Source organism: Bradyrhizobium sp. 170, from assembly GCF_023101085.1.
Lineage (GTDB): Bacteria > Pseudomonadota > Alphaproteobacteria > Rhizobiales > Xanthobacteraceae > Bradyrhizobium.
This window is the reverse complement of the sequence record NZ_CP064703.1, coordinates 2,358,234-2,384,133: the sequence shown is the minus strand read 5'-3', so window position 1 is coordinate 2,384,133 and position 25,900 is coordinate 2,358,234. Positions and strand designations below refer to the sequence as shown.

The window sequence follows — 25,900 nt, the reverse complement described above, 5'->3', positions numbered from 1 at the left end:
GTGTGGTGCCCAGGCGCGCGGCAGATCATCCCTGCGCTCCCCGATGGTTCTCCATCCGAGCGCCAGTCGCGCAGAGGAGTGCGTGATAGTGGCTTGGGCCTGCGAAAGCAATGCCTGGTGGAAAAAATGCCCTGGCAAGTAGCTCGCATGAGCGAAGCGCGATGCGGGATAGCGAAGGGGAACGACCCGGATATCGCTTCGCTCATCCGGGCTACGCTAGCTGTCATCGCCCGGCTCGACCGGGCGATCCAGTACGCCGCGGCGCGCATTATGAAAACAAACTCGCTACACGGAGTACTGGATGCCCCGCCTTCGCAGGGCATGACGAAACTACCGATGCATCCCATGCTGCATGGCGAGCAGCACGATCACGGCCAGCGCCAGCACGACGGTGGTGCTTTTCCAGAACAGCAGCGGATTGCGCTCGATCAGCGGCGTCGATGATGTCGAGAGATAGTTCGCATTGGGATGACGGAGGTCGAACAGGAATTCCGAGAAGCTGTCATAGCGCTTGTAGGGATTGGGATGCACGGCCTTCTCGAGCGTGCCGTCGATCCATTGCGGCACTTCGCGGTCGCCATGCGACGCCGGGCGGTAGACCAGCCTGTTGAACTGCGATCGCGTTCGTGCGTTCGCGATCTGCGAACCGTAGGGCAGTTTTCCCGTCAGCATATGATAGGTGATGACGCCGAGCGAGAACAAGTCGGAGCGCGACGTGGCCGGCTCGCCGAGAAAGTATTCCGGTGCAGTGTATTGCTGCGTACCCAGAATGTCGTTGCGGTTGCCGGAGGGCTCGGCCTCGATGACGCCGGTGATCCTGGTCGAACCGAAATCGATGATCTTCACCGTGCCCGTGGCGTCGATCATGATGTTGTCGGGCCGGATGTCCTGGTGCAGCATCTCCTTGCGGTGGAAGGCGCGCAGCCCCTTGGCGATCTGTTCGACGATGCCGCGCACGGTTTCCAGGTTGGGCTTTGGATTGTCGATCATCCATTGCGTCAGCGTCTGCCCGTCGATGTATTCGGTCGCGACATACAGGAAATTGCGCTTGCGCTGCAGCAGGCAGGGTTTCAGCACATGCGGGCTGTCGATCCGCCGCGCCACCCACTCCTCCATCATGAACCGTTTCAGGTAGGCCGGATCGTCGCGCAGATCGATCGACGGAATCTTGATGGTGACCACCGCGTCGGTTTCGATATCGACGGCGAGATAGATGTGGCTGCGGCTGGAGCCGTGCAGCTCCCGGACGATCCGGTAGCCGTCGAAAACCGCCCGCGCCTCCAGCAGCGGCGGCAGCGGCAGCTCATGCGGCTGCGCGAACACTTCGCTTGCGGCACCATCAGGCAAATCATCGACGCGGACGATCTGGACGGTGAGATTGTCCTTGCTGCCGAGATCGAACGCCATTTCGACGATGTTCTTCGCGGCCAGATCCAGATCAGCAGCGCCGTCCTTGATCGCCCTTGCAATGATGCGCTCGCCGACATGCTCGTAAATGCCGTCGGTGACCAGCACGAAGGTGTCGCCCTTCTCGATTCTGAACGTCTGATGATCGATTTCGACCTGCGAGTTCACGCCCAGCGCGCGGCCGAGATAGCTCTGCTCGGATGAAATCACGACGCGGTGGTCGTTGGTCAACTGTTCGAGCGAATTGCCGGAGACGCGGTAGATCCGGCTGTCGCCGACATGAAAGATGTGGCCGGTGGTCGACTTGAGCACCATGGCGCTCAGCGTGCAGACATATCCCTTGTCCTTGTCATAGGAATACTGGCTGCGTCGCGTCTGGGAGTGCAGCCAGGAATTGGTCGCCTCCAGCACGCGCTGCGCTGAAGTCCGCACCGACCAGGATTCCGACGTGCAGTAATAGTCCGTGAGAAATCCCTTGACCGCCGATTCGCTGGCGACCCGGCTGACAGAGCTGCTGCTGATCCCGTCCGCGAGCACGATGGCGATGCCCTTGAGGCTCAGCAGCGGCTCGCCTGGAATCAGAACGCCGTGAAAATCCTGATTGGTCTCCTTGCGACCTTTGTCAGAATGTTGCCCAACCGATATTTTCAGTTCGCGCGGCATGTTCACGACCCGTGAGCAGGGCCTCGACTAGACGGTCGAGGCCCGCTCGAGTCAATCGCCGATCAGATTGCGGCGCGCTTCGGCGCGGTCTTGACGTGCGTGGCGTACAGCGTCAGGCCGGTGAAGGCGAGGCCGCCGACGAGGTTGCCGACCACCGTCGGGATCTCGTTCCAGAGCAGGTAATCCACGACGGTGAACTTGCCGCCGAGCAGCAGACCCGACGGGAACAGGAACATGTTCACGATCGAATGCTCGAAGGTCATGAAGAAGAACAGCATGATCGGCATCCACATCGCGATCACCTTGCCGCTGACGGTCGTCGAAATCATCGCACCGACGACGCCGGCCGAAACCATCCAGTTGCAGAGCATGCCGCGAACGAACAGCGTCAGCATGCCGCCAAAGCCATGCTCCGCGTAACCGACGGTGCGCCCCTCGCCGATCGTTCCGATCACCTGGCCGACCTTGTCGGGCGGCGAGGTGAAACCGAAGGTGAAGACGATCGCCATCATCACGGCGACCGTGAAGGCGCCGGCAAAGTTACCGATGAACACCAGCGTCCAGTTGCGCAGCACGCCGCCGAGCGTCACACCCGGACGCTTGTCGATCAAGGCCAGCGGGCAAAGCACGAACACGCCGGTCAGGAGATCGAAGCCGAACAAATACAGCATGCAGAAGCCGACCGGAAACAGCGCCGCACCGACGATCGGAACGCCGGTCGAGACGTTGACCGTCACCGCAAAGGCGGCGGCAAGCGCGAGAATGGCTCCCGCCATATAGGCGCGGATCACCGTGTCGCGCGTCGACATGAAGATTTTGGATTCTCCGGCGTCGACCATCTTGGTCACGAATTCCGAAGGCACGAGATAGGCCATTACAGTTCCCCTTGTTCGCAAAAAGCGGTTCAATCCAGCCCCGGCAACCACAGCCGCGCCGATGTAAAGTGAGCCAGGCCGTCCTCGCGCGCGTGCCGGATGCCGCCCTCGGCAGAACCAAAGAGGTCTGCCTCGGCACGGCCGATGACACGGTCACGCTCGATCAGAAACAGAGATGCACAAGCTTTCGTGGGAAATGGTCCCGATGACTGCTCCGAAGCGCCTCGGTGAGGTCGCTTGATCCCTGCGCCATCGCCAACGCTGGCTTTGGCAGTCCGTAGGACGGCAGTCGTCATTGACTGAGAAGCAATTAAGCAATCGATGTGCCAACCCCGATTTCCGGGTATTGGCTCGAAATACCTCGTGATTCTACGGGTTTAAGCCACCGTTTGTGCGCGTCAGGCACGGACCGGATGCCTTGTATTTGTGCAGTTGCACATATGTTAGCGCATGCCCGCGCCGGTCGCCGCCCCGTCATTCCGGGGCGATGCGAAGCATCGAGCTATGATGTGCAATTGCACATCAAAGTTCGCGCTACGCGCGCCCCGGAATGACGTCGTCAGACAGCTCTCGATTATTTCGTCTGCGTCCGCACCGGCCGATCCTTCAGGCCATTATTGTCATAGGCCTTGCGCAGCGTCCCATTGGAGATCGCCTCGGTCAGAAACTTCTCCGTAAACGCCAGCGACAGCGGACGATTGGGCGGCACTGCGACCGCCGTCACCGTCTGCTTGAAGGTTTCGTCCAGCACGCGGGTGCCCGGGATCTGTTTTGCCATAGCGTTGAGCTGGTCGCGCGACAGCGCGAACGCATCGATCTCGCCCGCTTTGAGCAGGCCGAAGATCTCGTCGTAGGTCTGGTAGCCCGTGACCTTGGCATTCTTCAGATGCGCGATGGCACCGCGCATCGTGGTCGTGTTGTTGACCGCGGCGATCTTGATCCCGGGCTGATCGAGCGTTGCGAAATTCGTGACCTGTGAACCCGGCTTGACGATGTAGGTCGCGTCCGCAACCTCATAGATCGGTCCGAACGACATTCTGCCCTCACGTTCCGGATCTTTCGGCAGGAAGGTGACGTCCCAGGTGCCCTTCGACGCCGCATCGACGATCTGCCCGGAATTGTTGTGCGCGACATATTCGACGGGAACGCCAAGTTGCTCCGCCATCGCCTTGCCGAGATCGACCGGCACGCCGGCATAGCCGGTTTCGGTCCTGGTCGACCAGAACGCGCCACCGGCCGGACTGATCGCAATCGCAACCCGCAGCTTGCCGGTCGATGCGATCTCGTCCTTCAAGGCATCGGCAGCAGCGGGCGCGGTCATCATCATTGTCAATCCCAGCAAGAGGCCGGCCATTCCCGGCGAGGGTTGATTGAACATTGGGCGCTCCTTCCCCAGCCGGCGGCTGGCGTCGCTCTCACCCCTGCTTGGGGTGATCAGCGCTTCTTTTTCTTTGCCGCAGCGGCGCCTTTGGGCGCTGCCGCCGCCGGCGTTGCCGGATCGGCCGTTTCAAACTTGCCGATCACAATGATCTGGACGCGCGCATTGGCAGGCGACGCCGGGCGATTGACATCCTGCAACTGTTCCTCGCCGAGACCAAGGGCCTGAAGCCGTTTCGGCGACACCTTGAAGGTGTTCACCAGCACATCCCGGATCGATTCGGCGCGCCGCTGGCTCAGGATCAGATTGTGATCGCGCCGGCCGGCGGATTCGACATGATCGACGATCAGATAACGGTAGGGCCGCAATTTCGGATCGGTCAATGCATCGGCGATGCTGCCGATCGTCTGGTAGGAGGCCGGCCGGATCAGCGAAGAATCCTGGTCGAACACGACGTCGAAACGGACTTGCGGCAGTTTCGTCAGCTGCGGCGCGATCGGCGGCCGCTTTTGCGGCTGGGCATCGGCTCTCGCCTTGATGCGGTCGGCAGCCTGCTGGCGCAGGGCCGTCAGATCGATATCCGACTCGGCCTCAACAGCAAGCTTCTCAATGATATCGCCCGTCGACGTCGCCGTTTGCGCGCGTGCGGCCGTCGGCAAGACAAACAGGGCCACGGCGCCCAGCACGAGAGCGATACCGCGCAGCTTTTCCCCCCAAAACATCAGCGATACCCCGCTGCGCTGATCGCCTTGTTGCAGTTCGGGGTCGCCTTCTTGGTCGACTCCAGCAGGCATTGCAGACCCTTGACGGGATCCTCCCGGACCTCGCCGCACAGGTGTTTCAATTCCCAATTGCACAATTTGACAAGCGAGGTGCGCGCGGTAATGCGCTGCTGGATGGCGCCGAGGGCCTGGGGAAAATCGGCCTTGCACTTCGCCGACACCACGTCCTGATTTCGGCTCAGGCACTCCCGCAGGCGCGTGGCGTCGAGATTGACACCGCGGCAGTTGTCATCGATGTCCTTGCCGCAGCTCGCGGCCAGCATGGCCCCGGCCTCCTCGAATTTCATGGACTGCTGCGCCGCCGCCAGCGAAGGCGCCAATATCGCAATTATGAACAGGAAAAGTCGGATTCGGGTCATGCGCGCACCTCACACAAGGAGGGTAGCGATGGTCAAGTGTTCTGTTTGAGATGGCTGCGTTACCCTGATCTGTTGCGCCGCAACAAATCGTCGCGGGTAGCCCGGACATCAGGCCCCGATATGCCCATGCGCCGGCCGCCGGCGCCATGACAGAATGATGACACCATGAGTTCGACAGCCGGCTGCCGAAGATCGGATGAGCTCACGGTGAGGTCTGCGCCGCCGGCACCTTGATCTCCTGCGGCAGGATGAGCGCCGCCACGATCACCAGCAGGCACAGCGCGCCGAATGCCTGCAGCATGGTGACGAAGCCGCCCTTCTCGTAAAGCCATGCCACCAGGCCGACGGACGCGCCCGCCGCGGTGAAGCCGATAAAGTAGCGCACCGAATAGGCGCGCGAGCGCCATTCCTCGCTGGTGTATTTGCCGACCATGGCGTCGTTGACGGTGACCTGGCCGAACGCGCCCATCACGATGCCGATGGAGGCGACGATCAGCGGCAGGTTCGACAGCGTCGCCGCGAAATACATGAACGGCGCCAGCAAAAACGACAGCGGCAGCATCACGGTCTTCAGCGAATAATGGTCGATCAACTTGCCGATGGTATACTGCGTCATCGCGCCGAAGACATAGACGCCGGCCGCGATGACCCCGAGCAACGCCGGGCTGCTGGTCATGCCGGCCAGCCGCTCGGCGAACAGTTTCGGCATCGCCACGGTGATGGCGTTGAACGTGGTGGATATCGCGATCACCACGATCAGCAAGGCCAGCAACACCCGCCACATGTCCTGCTTGGCCACCCTGGCCTGCGCCGCCGCCTGCCTGGTGCCCGTTCGGTCCTCGTGCACCACCATCAGCGCAAAGGCCACGCCGATCAGCATAGTGACGATGCCCGGGACGATAAAAGCCCAGCGCCAGCCGAGATATTGCCCGATCACGCCGGTGACCAGCGCCGAGGACGCCACGCCGAGATTGCCCCAGACGCCGTTCAGGCCCATCTCGCGGCCGAGCTTGTCGGCATAGGACACGATCATCGCGGTGCCGACCGGATGATAGATCGAGGCGAACAGGCCGATCGCCAGCAGCGCCGCGCCGAGCTGCAGCGGGGTCGAGACGAACCCGACCGAGATCATCGATGCGCCAATGCCAATGAAGAAGATCACCATCATATGGCGGCGGCTCCAGCGGTCGCCGAGCCAGCCGGTGATGAGCGAGCCCGCGCCGAACGCGACGAAGCCCGGGGTGGCGTATGGCAATAGTTCCGAATAGGCCATGCCGAGCGCCGGCCCCATGATGATGACGGCGGCGGCGAAAATCAGCATCGCATAATGGTCGATGAAATGGGCGGCGTTGACGAAAGTGATCACCCGGCTGGGGCTGTTCATGGTCGATTCCCGAATCCCGCAATTTTCCGAAATAGGTTATACGGGGTTGTCCTGACGGGATGTCGCCAATGAATATCGCCGAAAAGCCAATTGCCGCCATTATCGGACGCCTCACCTCGACCGGCGACGGCATCCACATGATCGCGAACAGCTACAGGAAGGGCTTCCGGATCCACACCCACATGCACCGCGAGGCGCAGCTTGTTTATGCGGCCAAGGGCACAATGCAGGTGACGACGCCGAAAGGCCGCTGGCTGGTGCCGCCGGACCGTGCGGTCTGGGTGCCCGCGCTGTCGGAACATGCGATCGACGTGCTGGCCGATATCGAGATGCGGACGCTCTATTTCGAGCTCGCCTGGCTGCAGCGCGAGGCGCGCAGCCACAGCCTGGAGGCGGAATTCGTGGTGCGGGTGTCGCCGCTCCTGCATCAGACCATACTCGCCTTGTTCGACGATCGCGGCGACCGGGAACGAACCGCGCTTCTGCTGCGGCTGGCGATGATGGAATTGGACCAGGCGGAGGATTCCGCGACCTTCGTCCCGCTGCCGCGTGAGCCGCGCTGCCGGCGTGCCGCCGACATCGTGCTGGCGGACCCGACCGCCGACCACGAGATCGAGAGCCTGGCGCGCGAGGTCGGCACCTCGGTGCGGACGCTGTCACGGCTGTTCTCGTCGGAGACGCAATTGAGCTTCAAGAGCTGGTGCCAGCGCGCCCGCATCGCGGCCGCGATCGAGAAGCTGTCGACGGACGCCGGCGTCTCGGTCAAGCAGCTTGCCTCGGATCTGGGCTATGCCAGCGTGCCCGCGTTTTCCCATGCCTTCCGGCAGGTTACCGGAAAAACGCCGACGGAATTTGCCGGGAAGGAGTGAATACCCCACATAGTGAGTGCTCCCACATAAGGCATGACATATTTCCGTACGATCCATGCGCTTGATTGTGATCGGCACCGTCCTAAATTACGTATAAGATTCCGCAGTATCAGCTGGATTCGACCCACCGCATGGCCAACGCCTTTTTCTCCGACCTTCTCTCGACGATATCAGAACGTGGCCGCACGCTGCTTCGGCGGGGCGAGCCGTCGGTCGCCCGCCAGGACGCCTCCGAACTGCTTGAACTATGCAAGGCGCTGCTGTCCGGCCGCGGCGAAGCGTCCGGCACCGCGATGGCGCGCGACGTGCTCGACCGCTACCACGACCTCGACGCCGCCGGCCGGCTCACCTTCTTCGAAACGCTGGCGAAAGAGTTTGGCCCCAACCGCGAAAAACTGTCGCAGGCGATCGAGAGCTGGCGCAGCCAGCCGAACGACAGCGATGCCAGCGACCTGCACTTTGCTTCCGAGCCGCAACGGCAGGAGCTGATCCGCCGGCTCAACCGCGCGCCGGGCGGCACCAGCGATCTGGTAGCGATGCGCGCCGACCTGCTTGCCCTGATGAAGGGCAACAAGGATCTGGCCGCGCTCGACCGCGATGTCGTGCATCTATTGTCTTCTTGGTTCAACAGGGGATTTCTCGTGCTACGCAGGATCGACTGGTCGACGCCAGCGAATATTCTGGAACAGATCATCCGTTATGAGGCCGTGCACGAAATCCACGACTGGAACGATTTGCGCCGCCGCATCGACCCGATCGACCGCCGCTGCTACGCCTTCTTCCATCCCCAGCTTACCGACGAACCGCTGATCTTCGTCGAGGTTGCGCTGACCGAAGCTATACCGACCGCGATCGCGCCGCTGCTCGCCGCCGAACGTCAGCCGGTTCCGATCGAACGCGCCCGCACCGCCGTGTTCTATTCGATCTCGAATACGCAAAAAGGCCTGGGCGGCATTTCCTTCGGCAGCTTCCTGATCAAGCAGGTGGCCGAGGAATTGCGGCGCGAATTGCCGAAGCTGGATACGTTCATCACGCTGTCGCCGGTGCCGGGCTTCATGCAATGGCTGAAACAGGCCGATGACGTGCCGGTCAGCGACGAGGAACGCGCGCTGCTGGAAAGCCTCGACAGACCGGACTGGTTCGAGGATGCCGAGCTGACCGCGCAACTGCGCGCCGTGCTGGAGCCGCTGGCTGCGCATTACTTCCTCAAAGCCCGCACGCCAAAGGGACGGCTGATCGATTCGGTGGCGCGCTTCCATATCGGCAACGGCGCGCGGCTGGAGAAGATCAACTGGCTCGGCGACCTCTCGCCCAAGGGCGTGCGCGAATCCGCAGGCGTCATGGTCAATTACCTCTATCGACTCGAAGATATCGAGAAGAACCACGAGGCCTATGCCAACCAGGGCGAGATCGCGGCTTCAAGCACAGTGAAGAAGATGCTCAAGACCGAGGGGCGGCGGTTGCTGGACATGCGGCTGTCGTAGAGCGGGCTGGAACTGGCCGGGGCTCAATTGGAAATCAGTTCGCAATGGCTTCCGATGGCGGCGTATTTCCACGGCCGATAAACCCCGGAGAACGGATCGACGCCATCGATGTGCTGCGGGGTCTCGCCCTGCTCGGCGTTGTCGCGATCAACGTGGTCAATGAATTTCGCGTCTCGATCTTCGAGCAGTTTCTTTCGCAAAAGCCCGCAGCATCGCCGATCGATAGCATCATCGAAACGATCCTGGTGCTGGCCGTCGAGATGAAGGCACTTGCGCTGTTTTCGCTGCTGTTCGGCGCAGGCCTTGCCATCCAGTTCGAGCGGCTTGCGAACAGTGAGCGCCGCACCTCGCTCCTCATACGCCGGCTAGCCGTGCTGCTGGCATTCGGGCTCATTCACCTGTGCCTGATCTGGAACGGCGATATTCTCACCGAATATGCGCTCGCTGGCCTGATCGTCCTGCCGTTTCTGTTTGGTCCGCGCTGGCTACTGGCCATCGCCGCGCTGGCGTTTCTCGGGCTCTATCTTGCGATGCAGGCCTTTCCACCGACGGGACTGTTTCCCAGCACGGCCACGATCGCGCAGCATGTCGCGGATGCCACCCGCATCTATGCGACAGGCGGTTTCCTTGATGTGCTGGCGTTCCGGCTCCGCGAGATTCCTCTTATCGTCCCACTGCACGCGTTTATCTTCCCGCGCACGATCGGGTTGTTTCTTCTCGGCGCGTTCGCTTGGCGCGTCGGCCTTCTGCAAAACGCACCCGGGCGCCTGCTCTGGATCGCCGCCCCCTGTATTGGCCTCGGCGCGGCATTGATCCTTTCCGGCGCTGAGGCACTCGGCACCATCCTGCTGGCGCTGGGCTACGCTGCCGCCATCATCGGCATCGCCAATCTCAGATGCGGAAAGAAGCTGCTTGGCTGGGCCGCGCCGCTGGGACGCATGGCGTTCACCAACTACCTCGCACAATCCCTGATCTTCGGCTGGATCTTTTATGGCTACGGTCTCGGCCTGTTCGGCCGCCTCGGCGTCACAAGCGCACTCGCCATCGGCGTCGCGGTTTACGCCGCGCAGGTCCTGTTCAGTGCGTGGTGGCTCGGCCGTTGCCGCTACGGGCCGGTCGAATGGCTGTGGCGCACGCTGATGTATGGCGAGGCGCAGCCGATGCGGCAGACGGCGTAGCGCCAGGCTCAGATCTTGTATTCATAGAGCAATCGGGCGCGAATGGTGCCCTCCAGAGACCGGATGTCCGCAAGCACACGCTGGCCGTCGGCTCCGGAGGCATCAGCGTCAAGAACCACATAGCCTACCTCGTGGTCGGTCTCGTAGTATTGAGCGGCAATGTTGACTGCGTGGCGCGCGAGCACTTCATTCAAACGCCCGAGCATGCCCGGCAGATTGCGCTGTACCTGAATAAACCGCGTCCCCGATGGCCGCGGCGGTAGCTGGACCTGGGGGAAATTGACAGCGCCCATCGTCGAACCGGAATCGCTGTAATCGACGAGCTTGCGTGCCACTTCGGCACCGATGCGTTCTTGCGCCTCTTCGGTCGAACCGCCGATGTGCGGCGTCAGGATGACGTTCTCCAGACCCTGCAGCGGCGATACGAAACGGTCCGCATTCGAACGCGGCTCGACCGGAAAAACGTCAACCGCAGCGCCACGAAGCCTGCCTTCGCGCAGTGCATCGGCCAGCGCCTCGAGGTCAACGACCGTCCCGCGACTGTTGTTGATGAAGTACGCGCCACGCTTGATCGCCGCAATCTCCTCACGCCCGATCATGCCATGCGTGGCTGATGTCTCCGGGACATGCAACGTCACGACGTCGCTTTGCGCCAGCAGCTCATGCAAGGTCGCGGTCGGCTCGGTGTTGCCATGACGAAGCCTGTCGGTGTGATCGTAGAAGATGACCCTCATTCCCAGCGCTTCCGCGAGATTCGAGAGCTGCGAGCCGATATTGCCGTAGCCAATGATGCCGAGCGTCTTGCCCCTCACCTCATAGCTGTCGCTTGCGGACTTGTCCCAGCGCCCCTCGTGGGCCGCGTTGGAACGCGCGACGATCCGGCGCAGCAGGATGACGATCTCGCCGATCACCAGTTCAGCCACGCTTCGCGTGTTGGAAAACGGGGCGTTAAACACGGGAATCCCGCTTCGGCGAGCGGCGTCAATATCCACCTGATTGGTGCCGACGCTGAAGCATCCGATCGCGATGAGCCGGTCCGCGGCCTCAAGAACGTCCGTTGTGATCTGCGTGCGTGAGCGGATGCCCAGCAGGTGCACGCCTTTGATGGCTTCCTTGAGCGCATCGCCCTCAAGCGCCTTGGACAAGCGCGTCATGCTGGAATAGCCCGCAGCCTCTATCATCTGCACGGCGCTGTCGTTGACCCCTTCGAGGAGCAAGACCCGAATCTTGTCCTTCGAGAGCGAGAGTTGGGGAAGGGAAAGTTTACTGGGCAAGATCGCGGCGTCCTTCAGAGATAGATGATCGGTAAGCTGACGGCCTGGAAATCCACTATCGGCGCCAAGCCGAATTTCCTGTCCAAGCCACTAATTATGAGATCCAGGCTCACACCGCCAGCGCCTTCATCTCCGCATAGAGATCGGATTTTCCCTCAAACCCGATGCCCGGCAAATCGGGCATGGTGATATGGCCGTTTTCGACACGAACGCCGTCCGGGAAGCCGCCATAGGGCTGGAACAGGTCGGGATAGCTCTCGTTGCCGCCCAGCCCGAGGCCCGCCGCGATATTGAGCGACATCTGGTGGCCCCCGTGGGGAATGCAGCGGCTCGGCGACCAGCCGTGCGTCCTCAGGACCGCCAGCGTGCGCTGGTATTCGCACAGGCCGTAGGACAGCGCGCAATCGAACTGCAGCCAGTCGCGATCCGGCCGCATGCCGCCATAGCGAATGAGATTCTTTGCGTCCTGATGGCTGAACAGGTTTTCGCCGGTCGCCATGGCCGCGGGATAGAATTCGGCCAACGCGGCCTGCAGCGCGAAGTCGAGGGGATCGCCGGCCTCCTCGTACCAGAACAGCGGATATTCCCGCAGCATTTTTGCATACGCGATCGCGGTCTCCAGGTCGAAGCGGCCGTTGGCGTCGACGGCGAGCTGCGCATCCTTGCCTATCTCCTTCAGCACCGCTTCGATGCGCTCGCGATCTTCCGCGATCGGCGCCCCGCCGATCTTCATCTTCACGACGTTATAGCCGCGGTCGAGATAGCCGCGCATTTCGCCGCGCAACGCCGACAGATCCTTGCCGGGATAATAGTAACCGCCGGCGGCATATACGAACACACGCGGATCGGCCTTGAGGCCGTGACGCTCGGCGAGCAAACGAAATAGCGGCTTGCCGGCGATCTTCGCCACCGCATCCCACACCGCCATATCGATGGTGCCCACCGCGACCGAGCGCTCGCCATGGCCGCCCGGCTTCTCGTTCGCCATGATGGCAGCCCAGACCTTGTCCGGATCGAGATTGCCGCCATCGGCATCGAGCAGGCTCTTGGGATCGGCCTCTTTCAGCCGCGGCGCAAAGCGTTCGCGGATCAGGCCGCCCTGCCCGTAGCGGCCGTTCGAGTTGAAGCCGTAGCCGACCACGCGCTTGCCGTCGCGCACGGCGTCAGTGACGACGGCGACAAGGCTCGTCGTCATCTTGGTGAAGTCGATATAGGCGTTGCGGATCGGCGAGGAGATCGGTTTTGTGATTTCGCAGACGTCGACGATACGGACGGACACGGTGGATGGCTTTCGTGGTGACGCTGCTTCTACACCGTCATTGCGAGCGAAGCGGAGCAATCCATAGCGCCGCAAGAGGAAGAATGGATTGCTTCGTCGCTTCGCTCCCTTGCGCAAACGCTTCGCGTTTGTCGCAGGCAATGACGACGAGAGACCGCGTCAGGATCCCGCTTTATCGCGAAAATACGGCTCGACCGGGCCGTGCACCTTGATCGTCAGCGGGTTGCCGTAGCGGTCCTTGGCGTTGCCCGCGGTGACGCGCACCCAGCCCTCGCTGATGCAATATTCCTCGACATTGGTCTTCTCGACGCCCTTGAAGCGAATGCCGACGTCGCGCGCGAGGATATCGGCATTGTAATACGGGCTGTTCGGATCGACCGAAAGACGGTCGGGGAATTCGTCGTTCATCGCTTTGTTGGTCTCGCTCACAGCAGTGCCTCGATTTCTCTTCGTAGCCCCTCGGGGGTCACGGTCGGTGCATAGCGCCCGACCACCTTGCCCGATCGGTCGACCAGGAATTTGGTGAAATTCCATTTGATCGACGAACCGAGCAGCCCCGATTTCTCATTCTTCAGATGGTTGAACAACGGATGCGCGTGGCTGCCGTTGACGTCGATCTTGGCGAACATCGGAAACGTCACGTCATATTTGCGTTCGCAGAACTCTCCGATCTGTTTGGCATCGCCCGGCTCTTGCCCGCCGAACTGGTTGCAGGGAAAGCCGAGCACCGCAAAGCCACGCGACGCCAGTTCGCGTTGCAATTGCTCGAGACCCTTGTATTGCGGCGTGAACCCGCAGGCGCTCGCGGTGTTGACGATCAGGAGCACCTGACCTTCAAACCGCTTCAGCGGCACCTCTTCGCCGGCGAGCGACTGCGCCGTAAAATCATAAATGCCTGGCATCGTGTTCTTTCGAAATTAGCCCGCCGGATCAATCGCCGCCGACGGCGTTCCGCCGGCTTCGATCGCCTCGCCGGCAGCAAGGCATAAATCCTCGCGGTAACGGCCGGAAACCAGTTGCACGCCAACAGGCACGCGTCCGACCAATCCAGTCGAGACCGTTAGCCCGGGAAGCCCCATGAAGGGAATGGCAATCTGCGGCAATTGCGCATGCCAGACGCGCGCAAACGACGCCTCGTCCTTGCGGTCGAGTTGATCGGGGAACGGCAATTCGCCCGATACCGGCATCAGCAGCACGGGATACTTTTCAAAGAACGCCAGCCATTCGCGCGTCAGCGTCGCGCGCCGCGTCAGCGCCTTCGACAGGTCGAACGGATGCACTTTTGCGCGGTTGCCGCGCAGGCAGGCCAGCGCGCCGGGATCGCCTTCGCGCTCGGCGGCTTCCAGTTGCGCCTCATAACCATCGCCGAGCCAGAGTTTCGTCTGCAGATCGGCGGCCTCGCGCAGCGGCGGCGTGTTGGCGATTTCCTCGACGATCCAGCCCGCGCGCGCCAGACGCTTGCCGGCATCGGCAACCGCGGCCTTCACCTCGGGGACGGGATCGAGGCCATCCGGGTTGAGGCACATCGCGACGCGCTTGGGCATCGCCGGGCCTTCGAGCGGCGCCGGCACCCACCAGGGATCGCGATAATCCCTTGCCGCCATCGCAGCCAGCGCGATCCTGATATCGCCGATGGTGCGGGCCAGCGGACCGGAGACCGCGCTGATCTGCGGCCCGATCGGCCGTTCGGGAAGCGCCGCGTTGAACGCCGCGATCCGTCCCATGGTCGGCCGCAGGCCATGCACGCCGCAGGCGTAAGCCGGATAGCGGATCGATCCTGCGATGTCAGTGCCGTGCGCGATATGCCCGATGCCGGCCGCGACCGCCGCCCCCGCCCCGCCAGACGAGCCGCCCGGCGTGATGCCGGGATCGCGCGGGTTTTTGGTGTCGCCATGAATGAGGTTGGTGGTGAACCAGCGATAGGAGAACGCCGGGCAATTGGTGCGTCCCAGGATGACGGCGCCGGATTTGCGCAAATTGTCGATCACGGGGCTGTTGCTCTTGGCGATGGCGTCGCGCTGCAGCTTCAGCCCGTTGGTGGTGGCAAAGCCTTCCTGGTCGATATTGACCTTCACCGTGACAGGTACGCCGCCAAGGGGACCGGTGTCTTCGCCGCGCCCGATCGCGGCATCGACGGCGAAAGCCTGCGCCAGGACATCCTCAGGCCTGTGGTCGACCACGGCGTTGATTTTGGGGTTGACCGCGTCCAGCCGCGCCAGCGCCGCGGTCGCCGCCTCCTTCGCCGAAACTTTTTTCGACCTGATCAGCGAAGCCATTTCCGCGGCCGACAGGCGCCATAGATCCTGCATGCAAAACTCCATATCGATTGGCGCCCTTTTAGAGCGTTTTCCAGCGAAGTGGAAACCGGTTCGCGCCAAGAAAACGCGTCAAATCAAAAGCCCAGCGCCGGGCGCAGGGCAACGCCAGCGGGCCCGCCGTCCGAGCGTTGCTCCCTCTCCCCGTTCTTCACGGGGAGAGGGTCGGGGTGAGGGGCTCTATCCGCGAGCACTGCCGCCAATTGGTGAGACCTGTACCCCCTCACCCGGATCGCCGATGGCGATCCGACCTCTCCCCGCAAGCGGGGCGAGGTTAAGCTAGCGCATACGGGCGATGTAATGGGCGAGATCGGATATCTGCTCTGCTGCGATCGGGGCCATCACGTCGGCCATGCTGCCATCGTAACCATGGCGGCTGTTGTCCTTGTACTCGGCAAGGGTCTTGGCGAGGTAGTCCTCGCGCTGGTTGGCGATGCGCGCGACGTTCTCCTTGCCGGAAAGATCAGGATTGTGGCAGGTGTCGCAGCGGTGCTGCTGCACCAGCGTCTGCCCCCGCTGCAGCCGCGCAGACTCGCCGGCGTCAGCCGGCGGTGCCGGCTTCGGCAGCTTGGCGATGAATTCAGAAAACACGCGAAGATCATCGTCGGTCAGCACCTTCGCCATCTCGTTCATCGGCTCGAAGGTGCGCAACTTCTCGCGGAACATGAAGAGCTGGATCAGCGTGTACGGCGCCTGCTGGCCGCCAAGCGAGGGGGTATTCTCGGTCTCGGATTGGCCCTTCTCGCCGTGACAGGCCAGGCAAGGCGCGGCGCGCTCCTCAATGGTCTCTGCACCTGCAGAGAACGTGATGGAGGCAAACATCAGCGCTATCATTATCTTACGCATAGATAAGCACTTTTCAGCTGAACTCGTTGTGCCCGCCTTAGGCCAGGCATCCATGTTTGACTGATCCAGGCAACGAAGACGTGGATAGCCGGGACATCTGCGCGAAGACGCGCTTCAGCCCGGCCATCACGAAGTGAGAGATCACTTGAGGTAGCTACTGCTTCCCCGCCACCTTCTGCTTGCCGTAGGTGATGCGGTAGACGGCGCCGTTCCAGTCGTCGGAGACCAGCACCGAGCCATCCTTCATCGGCAGCACATCGACCGGGCGGCCGATATACTTGTTGTCTTCCAGGAAGCCGGTGACGAGCGGCTCCATCGACTTCATCGTGCCGTCCTTGTTCAGCTTGGCGACGACGACGTCACCGCCGACCTTCTTGGACCTGTTCCAGGAGCCGTGCCGGGCGATGATGGCCACGTTCTTGTAGCTCTTCGGGAACATGCTGCCGGTGTAGAACCGCATGCCCAGCGCTGCGGAATGCGGGCCCAGCAGGCCAACCGGGGCAGTGTATTCGCTGCAGGATTTACCCCAGCCGAATTCGGGGTCGACGATGTTGCCCTGCAGGCAGAACGGCGCGCCGAAATGTTCGCCGACCTTGGTGATACGGTTCAGTTCGTCCTCGGGCACGTCTTCCGACATCCAGTCGCGCCCGTTGTCGGTGAAGTAGAGCTGCTTGGTCGCTGGATGCCAGTCGAAGCCGACGGTCTGGCGAACGCCCCTGGCGATCACTTCCGCATCTGAGCCGTCCAGGTTCATCCGGCGGATCTGGCCGTGATCGTCGCTATGCAGCAAATTGTTGCCGGGCTGGCCGACCGGAACGTAGAGTTTGTTGTCGGGACCGATGCCGATGAACTTCCAGCCATGGGCCTCGTCCTTTGGGAGCTTGTCATAGATCAGTGTCGGCTTCGGCGGGTTGTCGAGATTGTCTTCAACCTTCTCGATCTTGGAGACCTTCGACAGCTCGGCGATGTAGAGCGTGCCATCCTTGAAGGCGAGACCGTTCGGACGGTAGAGGCCGGAGGCCAGCACCTTGACCTCGCGCTTGCCGTCCTTGTTGACGATGGCATAGACCTTGTCGACCAGGCGGCTGCCGACAAACACCGTGCCCTTGTCGCCCATGGCGAGCGAGCGCGCGTTCGCCATGCCGGCGGCATAGACCTCGATGTTGAAGCCGGCCGGCACTTTGAGCTTCGCTGTCGGCAGCTTGTCCGGCGCCGCGGGTATCGGCGGCGGCGCATTCGGCGCGAGCTTGGCGGCGGCTTCGTTGCCGGCGGGGCGCCCGATCAACGGAGACCCCGGCGGAAGTGCGGGCGCGGCCGCAGGCGGGGCGCCGGCAGCAGGCGGTGCGGCAGGCTGTTGGGCAGCGGCGCTAAGCGTGAACGCACTGAAGAAGGCACCGGCCAGCAACAGGCTGCGCGGCGTCGACGAATGACTTATCATGGGCGTTTCTCCCCTGGGCGGAAGCCATTTCTCGACACGCGGCACATGAGGGTGCCGACGCTGGTGGCTTTCCGGACGGCAATCTCCGATATTTTTCCGTCAAAACGCAACCGGAAACATGCATCCCGGAAACTGCGTTGGCCGAATGGTCGGCCGCTACCGGTCGGCCTCATCGCATGTCAGTGCTTCGTAACCGAGGCGCCGGGGGCATCGAGGATCGCTTCCGCGAACGGAAACTCCAGCACGATCTCGCCATCGTCGTCGGTCACCTCGATGATCGCGCTCAACAGCGCGCCATCGGCGCCGTCGGTCTTGAGCAGTTCCCGGATCATGGCGCGCGCCATTTCCCAGGCGCGGTCGGGATCGACGAGCACTTCGCCGTCGGGATCGGAAATCAGCTCATCGCCGATACGGGTGTTGAAGTAATATCGCGGCATCGGCGGAAACCTGGCTCCTGTTGAGGCCCCGCAGCCGGAGGCCGTCACTAACTCACAAGTTCTTTATCCGGAGCCGGCAGCGCTCCGTCACACCCAGAATTGTCATTCGCAGCGGTGCGAACAACCGCGAAAGGCTTGATCCCACGCCGTTTTGACCGAGACCCTCCACACAACCCCGTGAAATCCCTTTGCGGCGCAGCATAAACAAATGGGGTTCCAGGCAAAAGATTTAACTGGCGAACTTTTTGATCCGCAGTACCTTACCCTGGAAGGGCGGAGTTCGCCCGGTACCAAAAGGGAGAGGCAAATGGCTTGGAAGACGCCGAAAATCGTCGAAGTATCGGTCGGCATGGAAATCAACATGTATATGTGCGCCACGCGCAAGTAAGGGTAGCGCGTTTCATATCTCACGCAGGTGGACCTCCGGGCCTGACACGTTCCGATAGCGGAACTGTGTCTGACGCCGGTGTCCACTTTGCGGCGTTTGTAATTCAGTTGTGTCTTCAAGTTTGGAATCTCCAGGAGACGGATCATGCTTCGCGTCGTCGTCCTGGGCGCCGCGGCCGGCGGCGGTGTCCCGCAGTGGAACTGCGGATGTCCGGTGTGCCGGAAGGCACGAAGCGACCGTCCTGAGCTGCGCAGTACCCAGGCCTCGATTGCGGTCAGCGCCGATGGTGCGCACTGGTATCTCATCAACGCCTCGCCTGACCTGCGCCAGCAGGTGATCGCGACGCCGCAGCTTCACCCCAAAGCCGGACAGCTCAGGCACAGCCCGATCGCCGGCGTGATCCTGACCAATGGCGAAATCGACGCGGTCGCAGGACTGTTGTCGATGCGCGAGGGTTCACCCTTCACGCTCTATGCGCATGAGCGGGTCCTTGCGATTTTGCGATCCAACAGCATCTTTAACGTGCTGGGCGAAAACAACGTGAAGCGGCGGCCGATCGAGGTCGACAGGGCGTTCGAGCCCGCCTTGCCCGACGGCCCGCCATCCGGCATGGAAATCCTTCCCTTCGCGGTTCCCGGCAAGGGCGCGTGGTATCTCGAAGGCAAGGCGCATCCGGCCGGCGGCGATGCCGCAGGCGATACGCTGGGCTTGCGGATTCTGGACAAGCGCACCGGCAAGTACTTCTATTTCCTGGCCGCCTGCGCTGATGTAACCGACGATCTCAAATCGCGCCTGGCGGGCGCCGCGCTGGTCTTCTTCGACGGCACCGTGTGGCGCGACGACGAATTGATCGTCCAGGGGCTCGGCACCAAGACGGGACATGGGATGGGCCATATTTCAATGTCGGGCGAACATGGAGCGATCGAGAGCCTTGCCGGCCTCGACATCGGCCGCAGGTTGTTCCTGCATATCAACAACTCCAACCCCGCTTTGCTCTCCGGCTCGGACGAGCGAAAGGAACTGGAACAGGCGGGCTGGCAGATTCCCGCCGATGGAACGGAGATCACGCTGTGAATGTCATGGCCAAGGCGGAAATGACCGCCCTGTCGATCGGCAAGGGTATCACGCTCAACAGCGCCGATGAACTCGAAGCGATGCTCCGCCATATCGGCGCGACGCGCTATCACAATCTGCATCCCTTTCATCGGCTGCTGCACGGCGGCAAGCTCAACAAGGGACAGGTGCAGGCCTGGGCGCTGAACCGCTATTTTTACCAGAGCACGATCCCGCTCAAGGACGCGATGGTGATCTCCCGGTTCCGCGACCGCGCCACAAGGATCGAATGGCGGCACCGGATCGAGGATCACGACGGCGATATCGGCTCGGAAGGCGGCATCGAGCGCTGGCTGAAGCTGACCGAGGGCCTCGGACTCGACAGCGCCTATGTGGAATCGACGGAAGGCATCCTGCCCGCGACGCGGTTTGCGGTGGAAGCCTATGTGCATTTCTGCCGCGACAAGACGCCGCTGGAGGCCATTGCCTCCTCGCTCACGGAACTGTTCGCGCCGAACCTGCATGAGGAGCGCATTTCCGGGATGCTGCAGCATTATGATTTCGTCAATCCTGACATCATGAGCTATTTCAGCCGCCGCCTGACGCAGGCGCCGCGCGACGCGGGTTTCGCACTGGAATACGTGAAAGCCAATGCGAAGACGCCGGCCGAGCGCGAGGCGGTCTGCAATGCGCTGATCTTCAAGACCAATGTGCTATGGGTTCAGCTCGACGCGCTGTATCATGCCTATGTCGAGGGCCACATACCGCCCGGGGCGTTCGTGCCGAGAGGAGACTAGCGATCGATGGCTGCGAGCCGCAACATCAGTGTCAGCGAGGCGAGCCGGCCGAAATTGCCGCGGCACGCCCGGCTGAAATTCGATGAGACGCGGCAGGTCTGGGTGATCCTGGCGCCGGAGCGCGTGCTGGCGCCAGACGAGATCGCGGTCGAGGTGCTGCAGCTCTGCGACGGCGTGCGCAGCGTCGGCGACATGGCCGATCAGCTCGCCGTCAAATATGCCGCGCCGCGCGAAGCGATCCTGGCCGACGTCATCGGGATGCTGCAGGATCTTGCCGACAAGGGTTTTCTGACCGAAGCGCGTGAGAAGACGTCATGAGCGACATTCTCGCCGATGGCAAAACAGCCGGCGCCGCGCCCAGTGACGGGCTTGCGGTTCTGGAATCGCAACGTTCGACCGCGGAGACGTTCGGCATTCCCCTCGCCGTGCTCGCCGAGCTGACGCACCGCTGCCCGCTGCAATGCCCCTATTGCTCCAACCCGATCGAACTCGACCGTGGCGGCAGCGAACTGACGACCGAGGAATGGAAGAAGGTTTTGAGCGAGCTCGCCGAAATCGGCGTGCTGCAAATCCATTTCTCCGGCGGCGAACCGACCGCGCGCAAGGATCTCGTGGAGCTGGTGCAGCATGCGACCGACGTCGGGCTGTACAGCAACCTCATCACATCAGCGGTGCTGCTGACCAAGGAAAAACTTTCGGCGCTGGCCGATGCCGGCCTCTGCCATGTGCAGATCAGTTTCCAGGGCAACGAGCCCATCGTGGCCGACCGCGTCGCGGGGCTGAAGAACTCCCACGAGAAGAAGATCGAAGCCGCGAAATGGACGCGCGAGCTCGATATGCCGCTAACGGTCAACGCCGTCATGCACCGCCAGAACCTGCATCAGCTCTCCGACATCATCCAGATGGCGGTCGATCTCGACGCCGACCGGCTGGAAGTGGCCAACGTGCAGTATTACGGCTGGGCGCTGAAGAACCGCGCCGCGCTGATGCCGACGCTCGAGCAGATCGAGGAGACCAGCCGGATCGTCGAGGAAGCCGCCGCGCGGCTGAAGGGCATTCTCGCCATCGACTATGTGGTGCCGGATTATTACGCGCTGCGGCCGAAGAAATGCATGGGCGGCTGGGGCCGGCAGTTCTTCAACATCTCGCCTGCCGGCAAGGTCCTGCCCTGCCACGCCGCAGAGAGCATCACCGGGCTCGAATTCTTGTCCGTGCGCTCCAATCATTCGATCGCCTGGATCTGGCAGAACTCCGAAGCCTTCAACCGCTATCGCGGCACCGGCTGGATGCCCGAGCCGTGCAAGAGCTGCGAATTCCGCGAGGTCGATTTCGGCGGCTGCCGCTGCCAGGCCTTTGCACTGACCGACGACGCAGGCAATACCGATCCTGCCTGCACGCTGTCGCCGATGCATGAGCAGATCTTCAAGCAGGCCGAGCGCGAGGCCGCTGCGCACCAGGACCGCTTCCTCTATCGCAACTTTGCCGGCGGTACGCTGGAGACAGAAGGCGAGCATGGCGCCTGACGCCGATGCCGGCAAATCCGTCAAACGCGCCGATCCGTTTGCGCCGCTGACGTCGGAGCAATTCGCGGTCAGCGACGATCACGATATCTACGTCGAAAGCGTCGGCCGGCTCGGTGGCATTGCCGCGGTCTATCTGCATGGCGGGCCCGGCAGCGGCTGCCAGCCTGATCACCGCCGGCTGTTCGATCCCGAGCGCTTCCACGCGGTGCTGTTCGACCAGCGCGGCGCCGGCCGCAGCCGCCCCAAGGGCCGGCGCGAAGCCAATACGCTGCCGCATCTGATCGCGGACATGGAAGCGATCCGCGAGAAATTCGCACTTGAACGCTGGATGGTCGTCGGGGGCTCCTGGGGCGCGACGCTGGCGTTGGCGTACGCGGAAGCGCACCCCGAGCGCGTCGCCGGCATCGTGCTGCGCGCAACGTTCCTGGGCACGATCCAGGAAATCGAGAACGGATTCCTCAACACGCTGCCGCGGTTCTATCCCGGCCTTTACGACGACTTCTTGAGCGTGCTGCCCGAAGACGAACGCGCTCAACCGATCCAAGCCTATTTTCGCCGTATCCTCGATCCCAATGCTGACATGAATATTCCTGCAGCGCGGGCCTGGGGCGAAACCGAACGCATTCTTTCCGAACACACGCCGAACCGCACACGCCTCGATCTGGCGGCGCTTGGTTCATCGCGGGGCCTGCCGGCCACGCCGTTCATGGAAGCGCACTACTTCGCCAACAACTGCTTCATGCAGCCCAACCAGTTGCTGCGTGAGGCGGGCAAGCTCAAAGGCATCCCCGGCATTATCGTGCAGGGCCGCTACGACCTGCTGTGCCCGCCCGCGACCTCGCATGCGCTCGCAGCCGTATGGCGCGAGGCCGAGATTCGTTTTGTCGAGGGCGCCGGCCACACGCTGTACGATCCCGGCGTCCGCGACGCCGTGATGAAGGCGATCGCGGACATGGCTTCCAGAACTGGCAAATAGGAATCTAGAAAAATGCCAATGGCCGGAAAAGGCATGCTGCTGACGTCGATGAACATCGACGCGGCGGATGAGGCCGAATTCAATCGCTGGTACGACCGCGAACATCTCGAAGAGCGCGTCGCGATCGACGGCTTCCTCGAAGCGCGCCGCTATGTCGCGCATGACGGTAATCCGAAATATCTCAGCCTCTACTCCACCGAAGCGTTTGAGGTGCTGGACAGCCCGGCCTATCGCGCCGCGCTTTCGAACCAGACGGCGTGGTCGAAGGCCAACATCGGCCGCTTCCAGAACATGATCCGCGCGGTTGCGCGCATCACGCTCAGCCGCGGCACCGGCCGCGGCGCGGCGCTCGGCATTGTCAGGTTGCGTCCCCCGGCTGGCGGCGAGGATAAATTGCGTGCCGCGCTGAGCGAGCAGCTCGATCCAGCACAGCTCGACGGAATCATCTCCCTGCATTTGATCGAGAGCGATCCGGCGCTGTCGAAGCCGATCACCGACGATCCCTCCGCACCCAATCCCGGCGCCGGCGACTGGTTCGTGCTGATCGATGCGACCGATGTTGGCGCGGTGCCGGCGGCAATGCTGCGCTTTGGCGGTAACATCGCATTGAAGCCGCTGACGATCTCGAGTGGAATCTACCGGCTGATGTGGGATCTGGCGAAGAGCGATATCGGCGGCTAGACGCCGCCGCTGCCGACGGTCGCGCGGAGCTTGAGCGGCCATCCGAACCTGACGGCACGGCCCGACAGGAAATCCCTGACCCAACGCTGCGCCGGCCGTTCGACATAGCGCCACACGATCCAGGCAAGCCATGTCATGGCCAAAACGATCGCCACGACCCAAAGCACTGCGTCGGCGGGCGACTGACGGGTAAACAGCACGTAGCCGAACTGCATATGCAGGAGATAGAGCGGATAGGTCAGGCCGCCGGCCGCAAGCACGAGCGCTGACGGCAGCGGAACGTGACGAATTCGCGTCGCCAGAAAGATGATGGCGACCGATGCGAGACAGATCGCCGCCACGGTCCATGCATCGAACACGCCGCCGGTATGCGGCGCCAGCTTCACGGTCTTGTGGATGGACTGAAACACCGCGGTGCCGATCGACAGCGCGAGCATGCCGTAGAGTACCGGGCCGCGGCGGCCGCGATAGAACTGATAAATCAGCAAGCCAACGGCGAAGAAGCCGCTATCGTCAGTGAGAAACAGCTTCTCAATCACAGGCGCGTCGAGCGTCAGCTCATTGGCGAAGGTGATGCCGAGCCAGATCAGGATGATGGTATCGATCCGGCGCGGGAATAACCCGGCCGCGATGAACACCGCGACCCAGGCATAGAACATCACTTCGATCACCAGCGACCAGTAGGACGTATCCATGTAGGGCTGACCGAGCGCCGGCGCCGCGATGAACAGGTTGGCGAGCCACTGCCTGAAGCTGGCGTCGAAGTGCGGCGGTCCCAGAAGCACGATCGCCAGACAAGTCAGCGTCATGCAGAAGACGAAGGTCGGATAGATACGGCTGAAGCGGGCGATGGCGAAGCCGGTCGCCGTCCGGCCCTCGGCGGAATAGGCGATCACAAAACCGCTGATGACAAAGAAGGCAGGCACGCCGAGAAAGCCATATTTGGCGATTGGCATCAGCCAGGGGAGCGCCACCTGCGGCACCCCATGCGAGGCCGGGCCCCAGAAGCCGAAATGGTAGAGAACGACGGCCAGCACCGCCACGAGACGTAGCAGATCGAGCGCTTCGACACGCGATGTTGAACTGGTTGATGACGGCATGATCGGGCGTGGGAACAAATGGCAATGCCGCGACGCTAGCCGTGACCGGTGAAGCTGCTATTAACCGGATGCCATAAACCGGGGCGTTTTCCTTTGGAAAGGATAGAGCAATCGATGCCCGACGCCGTGAATGAACGGAAGCCCGCTGGCAGTACCGCCGAGGTTTTCGTGGCCTTCCTCAAACTGGGGCTGACGTCGTTCGGCGGGCCGATCGCGCATCTTGGTTACTTCAGGGCGGAGTTCGTCGAGCGGCGGAAATGGCTCAGCGAAAGCAGCTATGCCGATATCGTCGCGCTCTGCCAGTTCTTGCCGGGGCCGGCTTCCAGCCAGGTCGGCTTCACCCTCGGCATCCTGCGCGGCAACGGCCTGCTCGGCGGGTTGGCGGCGTGGCTCGCCTTCACCATGCCGTCGGCCCTCATTCTCTTTGCCTTCGCGCTCGGTGCGACCGCCTTCACCGGCCCTGTCGCCGAAGGGATTCTCCACGGCCTGAAGCTGGTCGCGGTCGCCGTGGTCGCACAGGCGATCTGGGGCATGGCAAACAGCCTGACGCCGGATCGCGCGCGGGCGGCCATCGCGCTTGCGGCTGTTGCGATCGTGGTTTTCATCGGCGGATCGTTTGGGCAGATCGGCGCCATCGCGCTTGGGGCCATGGCAGGGCTCTGGCTGTGCCGTGGCAATGGGGCTATGCCTGCGGGCCACCTCGGCTTTTCGGTATCGCGCGGGCACAGCGCGGTCACGCTCGTGCTGTTCGCGGCCCTGTTCCTGATCACGCCGCTGGTGACGGCAAGGACCGGCTCACAAGGGCTTGCGCTGTTCGATGCGTTTTACCGTTCCGGCGCGCTGGTGTTCGGCGGCGGGCATGTCGTGCTGCCGCTGTTGCAGGCGGAAGTGGTGACGCCGGGCTGGGTCAGCAACGCGGATTTCCTCGCCGGCTACGGCATGGCGCAAGCCGTGCCTGGACCGCTGTTCACCTTTGCGGCCTATCTCGGCGCCATAGGACCCGTTCCCAACGGTCTGGCCGGTGCTGCGATTGCACTCATCGCGTTGTCTCTGCCGGGACTGCTGCTGGTCTACGGCATGCTGCCATATTGGGACGCGCTACGTATGCGTCCCGCCGCGCAGGCCGCCATGCGCGGCACAAACGCCGCCGTTGTCGGCATACTTGGCGCGGCGCTCTACAATCCGGTCTGGATCAGCGCGGTGCTCACCCCGCGCGACTTCGCCGTGGCGCTCGCGGGCTTCCTGCTGCTGACGGTTTGGAAACTGGCACCATGGATCGTCGTCGTCCTGCTGGGGACGATCGGCGCAATTCTGCGCCTGATCTGAGCACATCATCTCACCTGCATACATTCGTCCCCCGCGATGCGCTCGAACGCATCGCGCTTGCAGGTTGAATCGCTCAACCAAGCTGCAC

The 25,900-nt window shown here is 62.6% G+C and carries 26 protein-coding genes and 1 riboswitch; of the genes, 11 read left to right on the top strand and 15 right to left on the bottom strand.

Going from position 1 to position 25,900, the window contains the following annotated elements; translation table 11 throughout:
- Nucleotides 1-80: riboswitch (ZMP/ZTP riboswitch) on the bottom strand.
- Between the two features lie 250 nt (nt 81-330).
- From IVB05_RS11035 to IVB05_RS11010, 6 genes are all read right to left on the bottom strand, one after another.
- On the bottom strand, nt 331-2,070 hold the full coding sequence (locus tag IVB05_RS11035) for a bifunctional protein-serine/threonine kinase/phosphatase (RefSeq protein WP_247784177.1): 1,740 nt from the start codon (nt 2,068-2,070) through the stop codon (nt 331-333).
- A gap of 62 nt (nt 2,071-2,132) precedes the next feature.
- Nucleotides 2,133-2,945 (bottom strand): formate/nitrite transporter family protein, encoded by an 813-nt coding sequence (locus IVB05_RS11030; RefSeq protein WP_247784176.1) that lies wholly within the window; start codon nt 2,943-2,945, stop codon nt 2,133-2,135.
- A gap of 574 nt (nt 2,946-3,519) precedes the next feature.
- A complete protein-coding gene (locus tag IVB05_RS11025; RefSeq protein WP_247786656.1) occupies nt 3,520-4,299 on the bottom strand; it encodes a transporter substrate-binding domain-containing protein in 780 nt (259 codons plus the stop codon).
- A gap of 80 nt (nt 4,300-4,379) precedes the next feature.
- A complete protein-coding gene (locus IVB05_RS11020) occupies nt 4,380-5,045 on the bottom strand; it encodes an OmpA family protein (RefSeq protein WP_247784175.1) in 666 nt (221 codons plus the stop codon).
- The gene (locus tag IVB05_RS11015) at nt 5,045-5,425 is read right to left on the bottom strand and encodes a hypothetical protein (protein ID WP_247784174.1); all 381 of its coding nucleotides are present in this window, start codon (nt 5,423-5,425) and stop codon (nt 5,045-5,047) included. The genes IVB05_RS11020 and IVB05_RS11015 overlap by 1 nt, the downstream gene beginning before the upstream one ends.
- Nucleotides 5,426-5,666: 241 nt before the next feature.
- Nucleotides 5,667-6,848 carry an MFS transporter gene (locus tag IVB05_RS11010; RefSeq protein WP_247784173.1) on the bottom strand — a complete coding sequence of 394 codons (1,182 nt, stop codon included), beginning with the start codon at nt 6,846-6,848 and terminating at the stop codon, nt 5,667-5,669.
- A 68-nt stretch (nt 6,849-6,916) separates the two neighbouring features.
- Between IVB05_RS11010 and IVB05_RS11005 the strand changes: the two genes are divergently transcribed.
- The 3 genes from IVB05_RS11005 to IVB05_RS10995 all read left to right on the top strand — a co-directional run bounded on the left by IVB05_RS11005 (nt 6,917) and on the right by IVB05_RS10995 (nt 10,379).
- Nucleotides 6,917-7,717 carry a helix-turn-helix transcriptional regulator gene (locus tag IVB05_RS11005; protein WP_247784172.1) on the top strand — a complete coding sequence of 267 codons (801 nt, stop codon included), beginning with the start codon at nt 6,917-6,919 and terminating at the stop codon, nt 7,715-7,717.
- A gap of 131 nt (nt 7,718-7,848) precedes the next feature.
- The gene (locus IVB05_RS11000) at nt 7,849-9,201 is read left to right on the top strand and encodes a malonyl-CoA decarboxylase (protein WP_247784171.1); all 1,353 of its coding nucleotides are present in this window, start codon (nt 7,849-7,851) and stop codon (nt 9,199-9,201) included.
- Nucleotides 9,202-9,245: 44 nt separating this feature from the next.
- A complete protein-coding gene (locus IVB05_RS10995) occupies nt 9,246-10,379 on the top strand; it encodes a DUF418 domain-containing protein (protein ID WP_247784170.1) in 1,134 nt (377 codons plus the stop codon).
- 8 nt (nt 10,380-10,387) lie between these two features.
- Here IVB05_RS10995 and serA read toward each other — a convergent pair whose 3' ends face one another.
- From serA to IVB05_RS10955, 8 genes are all read right to left on the bottom strand, one after another.
- A complete protein-coding gene (serA, locus tag IVB05_RS10990; protein WP_247786655.1) occupies nt 10,388-11,656 on the bottom strand; it encodes a phosphoglycerate dehydrogenase in 1,269 nt (422 codons plus the stop codon).
- 106 nt (nt 11,657-11,762) lie between these two features.
- Nucleotides 11,763-12,932 (bottom strand): mandelate racemase/muconate lactonizing enzyme family protein, encoded by a 1,170-nt coding sequence (locus tag IVB05_RS10985; protein ID WP_247784169.1) that lies wholly within the window; start codon nt 12,930-12,932, stop codon nt 11,763-11,765.
- Nucleotides 12,933-13,091: 159 nt separating this feature from the next.
- Entirely contained in the window at nt 13,092-13,361 is a 270-nt protein-coding gene (locus IVB05_RS10980; RefSeq protein ID WP_247784168.1) for a DUF3297 family protein, read from the bottom strand.
- Nucleotides 13,358-13,834, bottom strand: coding sequence for a glutathione peroxidase (locus tag IVB05_RS10975; protein ID WP_247784167.1), 477 nt, complete (start codon nt 13,832-13,834; stop codon nt 13,358-13,360). The genes IVB05_RS10980 and IVB05_RS10975 overlap by 4 nt, the downstream gene beginning before the upstream one ends.
- 15 nt (nt 13,835-13,849) lie before the next feature.
- The gene (locus tag IVB05_RS10970; protein ID WP_247784166.1) at nt 13,850-15,241 is read right to left on the bottom strand and encodes an amidase family protein; all 1,392 of its coding nucleotides are present in this window, start codon (nt 15,239-15,241) and stop codon (nt 13,850-13,852) included.
- A 285-nt stretch (nt 15,242-15,526) separates the two neighbouring features.
- Nucleotides 15,527-16,069 (bottom strand): c-type cytochrome, encoded by a 543-nt coding sequence (locus IVB05_RS10965; protein ID WP_247784165.1) that lies wholly within the window; start codon nt 16,067-16,069, stop codon nt 15,527-15,529.
- A gap of 178 nt (nt 16,070-16,247) precedes the next feature.
- On the bottom strand, nt 16,248-17,531 hold the full coding sequence (locus tag IVB05_RS10960; RefSeq protein ID WP_247784164.1) for a PQQ-dependent sugar dehydrogenase: 1,284 nt from the start codon (nt 17,529-17,531) through the stop codon (nt 16,248-16,250).
- Between the two features lie 179 nt (nt 17,532-17,710).
- Entirely contained in the window at nt 17,711-17,968 is a 258-nt protein-coding gene (locus IVB05_RS10955) for a hypothetical protein (protein ID WP_108518973.1), read from the bottom strand.
- A 307-nt stretch (nt 17,969-18,275) separates the two neighbouring features.
- Between IVB05_RS10955 and pqqA the strand changes: the two genes are divergently transcribed.
- The 7 genes from pqqA (at nt 18,276) to IVB05_RS10920 (ending at nt 23,386) form a co-directional block, all read left to right on the top strand.
- Nucleotides 18,276-18,356 carry a pyrroloquinoline quinone precursor peptide PqqA gene (pqqA, locus tag IVB05_RS10950; protein WP_138835738.1) on the top strand — a complete coding sequence of 27 codons (81 nt, stop codon included), beginning with the start codon at nt 18,276-18,278 and terminating at the stop codon, nt 18,354-18,356.
- 144 nt (nt 18,357-18,500) lie between these two features.
- Nucleotides 18,501-19,430: a pyrroloquinoline quinone biosynthesis protein PqqB gene (pqqB, locus tag IVB05_RS10945; protein ID WP_247784163.1), complete on the top strand. Its 930-nt coding sequence runs from the start codon at nt 18,501-18,503 to the stop codon at nt 19,428-19,430.
- 20 nt (nt 19,431-19,450) lie between these two features.
- Nucleotides 19,451-20,206 (top strand): pyrroloquinoline-quinone synthase PqqC, encoded by a 756-nt coding sequence (gene pqqC, locus IVB05_RS10940; protein WP_247786654.1) that lies wholly within the window; start codon nt 19,451-19,453, stop codon nt 20,204-20,206.
- A gap of 6 nt (nt 20,207-20,212) precedes the next feature.
- Entirely contained in the window at nt 20,213-20,524 is a 312-nt protein-coding gene (pqqD, locus tag IVB05_RS10935) for a pyrroloquinoline quinone biosynthesis peptide chaperone PqqD (RefSeq protein ID WP_247784162.1), read from the top strand.
- Nucleotides 20,521-21,729: a pyrroloquinoline quinone biosynthesis protein PqqE gene (gene pqqE, locus IVB05_RS10930; RefSeq protein WP_247784161.1), complete on the top strand. Its 1,209-nt coding sequence runs from the start codon at nt 20,521-20,523 to the stop codon at nt 21,727-21,729. Before pqqD ends, pqqE begins: the two co-directional genes overlap by 4 nt.
- A complete protein-coding gene (gene pip, locus IVB05_RS10925; RefSeq protein WP_247784160.1) occupies nt 21,719-22,705 on the top strand; it encodes a prolyl aminopeptidase in 987 nt (328 codons plus the stop codon). The genes pqqE and pip overlap by 11 nt, the downstream gene beginning before the upstream one ends.
- A 12-nt stretch (nt 22,706-22,717) precedes the next feature.
- Nucleotides 22,718-23,386, top strand: coding sequence for a DUF4286 family protein (locus IVB05_RS10920; RefSeq protein ID WP_247784159.1), 669 nt, complete (start codon nt 22,718-22,720; stop codon nt 23,384-23,386).
- On the opposite strand, the gene IVB05_RS10915 is transcribed toward IVB05_RS10920, so the two are convergent.
- The gene (locus IVB05_RS10915; RefSeq protein WP_247784158.1) at nt 23,383-24,486 is read right to left on the bottom strand and encodes an acyltransferase; all 1,104 of its coding nucleotides are present in this window, start codon (nt 24,484-24,486) and stop codon (nt 23,383-23,385) included. The two genes, IVB05_RS10920 and IVB05_RS10915, sit on opposite strands and share 4 nt — an antisense overlap.
- Nucleotides 24,487-24,600: 114 nt before the next feature.
- Here IVB05_RS10915 and chrA point away from each other — a divergent pair, with 114 nt between their 5' ends.
- Nucleotides 24,601-25,812 carry a chromate efflux transporter gene (gene chrA / locus IVB05_RS10910; RefSeq protein ID WP_247784157.1) on the top strand — a complete coding sequence of 404 codons (1,212 nt, stop codon included), beginning with the start codon at nt 24,601-24,603 and terminating at the stop codon, nt 25,810-25,812.
- Nucleotides 25,813-25,900: the final 88 nt, after the last annotated feature.

What these genes read in the sequence shown, in the direction of transcription:
- IVB05_RS11035 (WP_247784177.1), bottom strand. Translation starts at nt 2,070, where the DNA reads ATGCCGCGCGAACTGAAAATATCGGTTGGGCAACATTCTGACAAAGGT.
- IVB05_RS11030 (WP_247784176.1), bottom strand. Translation starts at nt 2,945, where the DNA reads ATGGCCTATCTCGTGCCTTCGGAATTCGTGACCAAGATGGTCGACGCC.
- IVB05_RS11025 (WP_247786656.1), bottom strand. Translation starts at nt 4,299, where the DNA reads ATGGCCGGCCTCTTGCTGGGATTGACAATGATGATGACCGCGCCCGCT.
- IVB05_RS11020 (WP_247784175.1), bottom strand. Translation starts at nt 5,045, where the DNA reads ATGTTTTGGGGGGAAAAGCTGCGCGGTATCGCTCTCGTGCTGGGCGCC.
- IVB05_RS11010 (WP_247784173.1), bottom strand. Translation starts at nt 6,848, where the DNA reads ATGAACAGCCCCAGCCGGGTGATCACTTTCGTCAACGCCGCCCATTTC.
- IVB05_RS11005 (WP_247784172.1), top strand. Translation starts at nt 6,917, where the DNA reads ATGAATATCGCCGAAAAGCCAATTGCCGCCATTATCGGACGCCTCACC.
- IVB05_RS11000 (WP_247784171.1), top strand. Translation starts at nt 7,849, where the DNA reads ATGGCCAACGCCTTTTTCTCCGACCTTCTCTCGACGATATCAGAACGT.
- IVB05_RS10995 (WP_247784170.1), top strand. Translation starts at nt 9,246, where the DNA reads ATGGCTTCCGATGGCGGCGTATTTCCACGGCCGATAAACCCCGGAGAA.
- IVB05_RS10975 (WP_247784167.1), bottom strand. Translation starts at nt 13,834, where the DNA reads ATGCCAGGCATTTATGATTTTACGGCGCAGTCGCTCGCCGGCGAAGAG.
- IVB05_RS10970 (WP_247784166.1), bottom strand. Translation starts at nt 15,241, where the DNA reads ATGCAGGATCTATGGCGCCTGTCGGCCGCGGAAATGGCTTCGCTGATC.
- IVB05_RS10965 (WP_247784165.1), bottom strand. Translation starts at nt 16,069, where the DNA reads ATGTTTGCCTCCATCACGTTCTCTGCAGGTGCAGAGACCATTGAGGAG.
- IVB05_RS10960 (WP_247784164.1), bottom strand. Translation starts at nt 17,531, where the DNA reads ATGATAAGTCATTCGTCGACGCCGCGCAGCCTGTTGCTGGCCGGTGCC.
- IVB05_RS10955 (WP_108518973.1), bottom strand. Translation starts at nt 17,968, where the DNA reads ATGCCGCGATATTACTTCAACACCCGTATCGGCGATGAGCTGATTTCC.
- pqqA (WP_138835738.1), top strand. Translation starts at nt 18,276, where the DNA reads ATGGCTTGGAAGACGCCGAAAATCGTCGAAGTATCGGTCGGCATGGAA.
- pqqB (WP_247784163.1), top strand. Translation starts at nt 18,501, where the DNA reads ATGCTTCGCGTCGTCGTCCTGGGCGCCGCGGCCGGCGGCGGTGTCCCG.
- pqqC (WP_247786654.1), top strand. Translation starts at nt 19,451, where the DNA reads ATGACCGCCCTGTCGATCGGCAAGGGTATCACGCTCAACAGCGCCGAT.
- pqqD (WP_247784162.1), top strand. Translation starts at nt 20,213, where the DNA reads ATGGCTGCGAGCCGCAACATCAGTGTCAGCGAGGCGAGCCGGCCGAAA.
- pqqE (WP_247784161.1), top strand. Translation starts at nt 20,521, where the DNA reads ATGAGCGACATTCTCGCCGATGGCAAAACAGCCGGCGCCGCGCCCAGT.
- pip (WP_247784160.1), top strand. Translation starts at nt 21,719, where the DNA reads ATGGCGCCTGACGCCGATGCCGGCAAATCCGTCAAACGCGCCGATCCG.
- IVB05_RS10920 (WP_247784159.1), top strand. Translation starts at nt 22,718, where the DNA reads ATGCCAATGGCCGGAAAAGGCATGCTGCTGACGTCGATGAACATCGAC.
- IVB05_RS10915 (WP_247784158.1), bottom strand. Translation starts at nt 24,486, where the DNA reads ATGCCGTCATCAACCAGTTCAACATCGCGTGTCGAAGCGCTCGATCTG.
- chrA (WP_247784157.1), top strand. Translation starts at nt 24,601, where the DNA reads ATGCCCGACGCCGTGAATGAACGGAAGCCCGCTGGCAGTACCGCCGAG.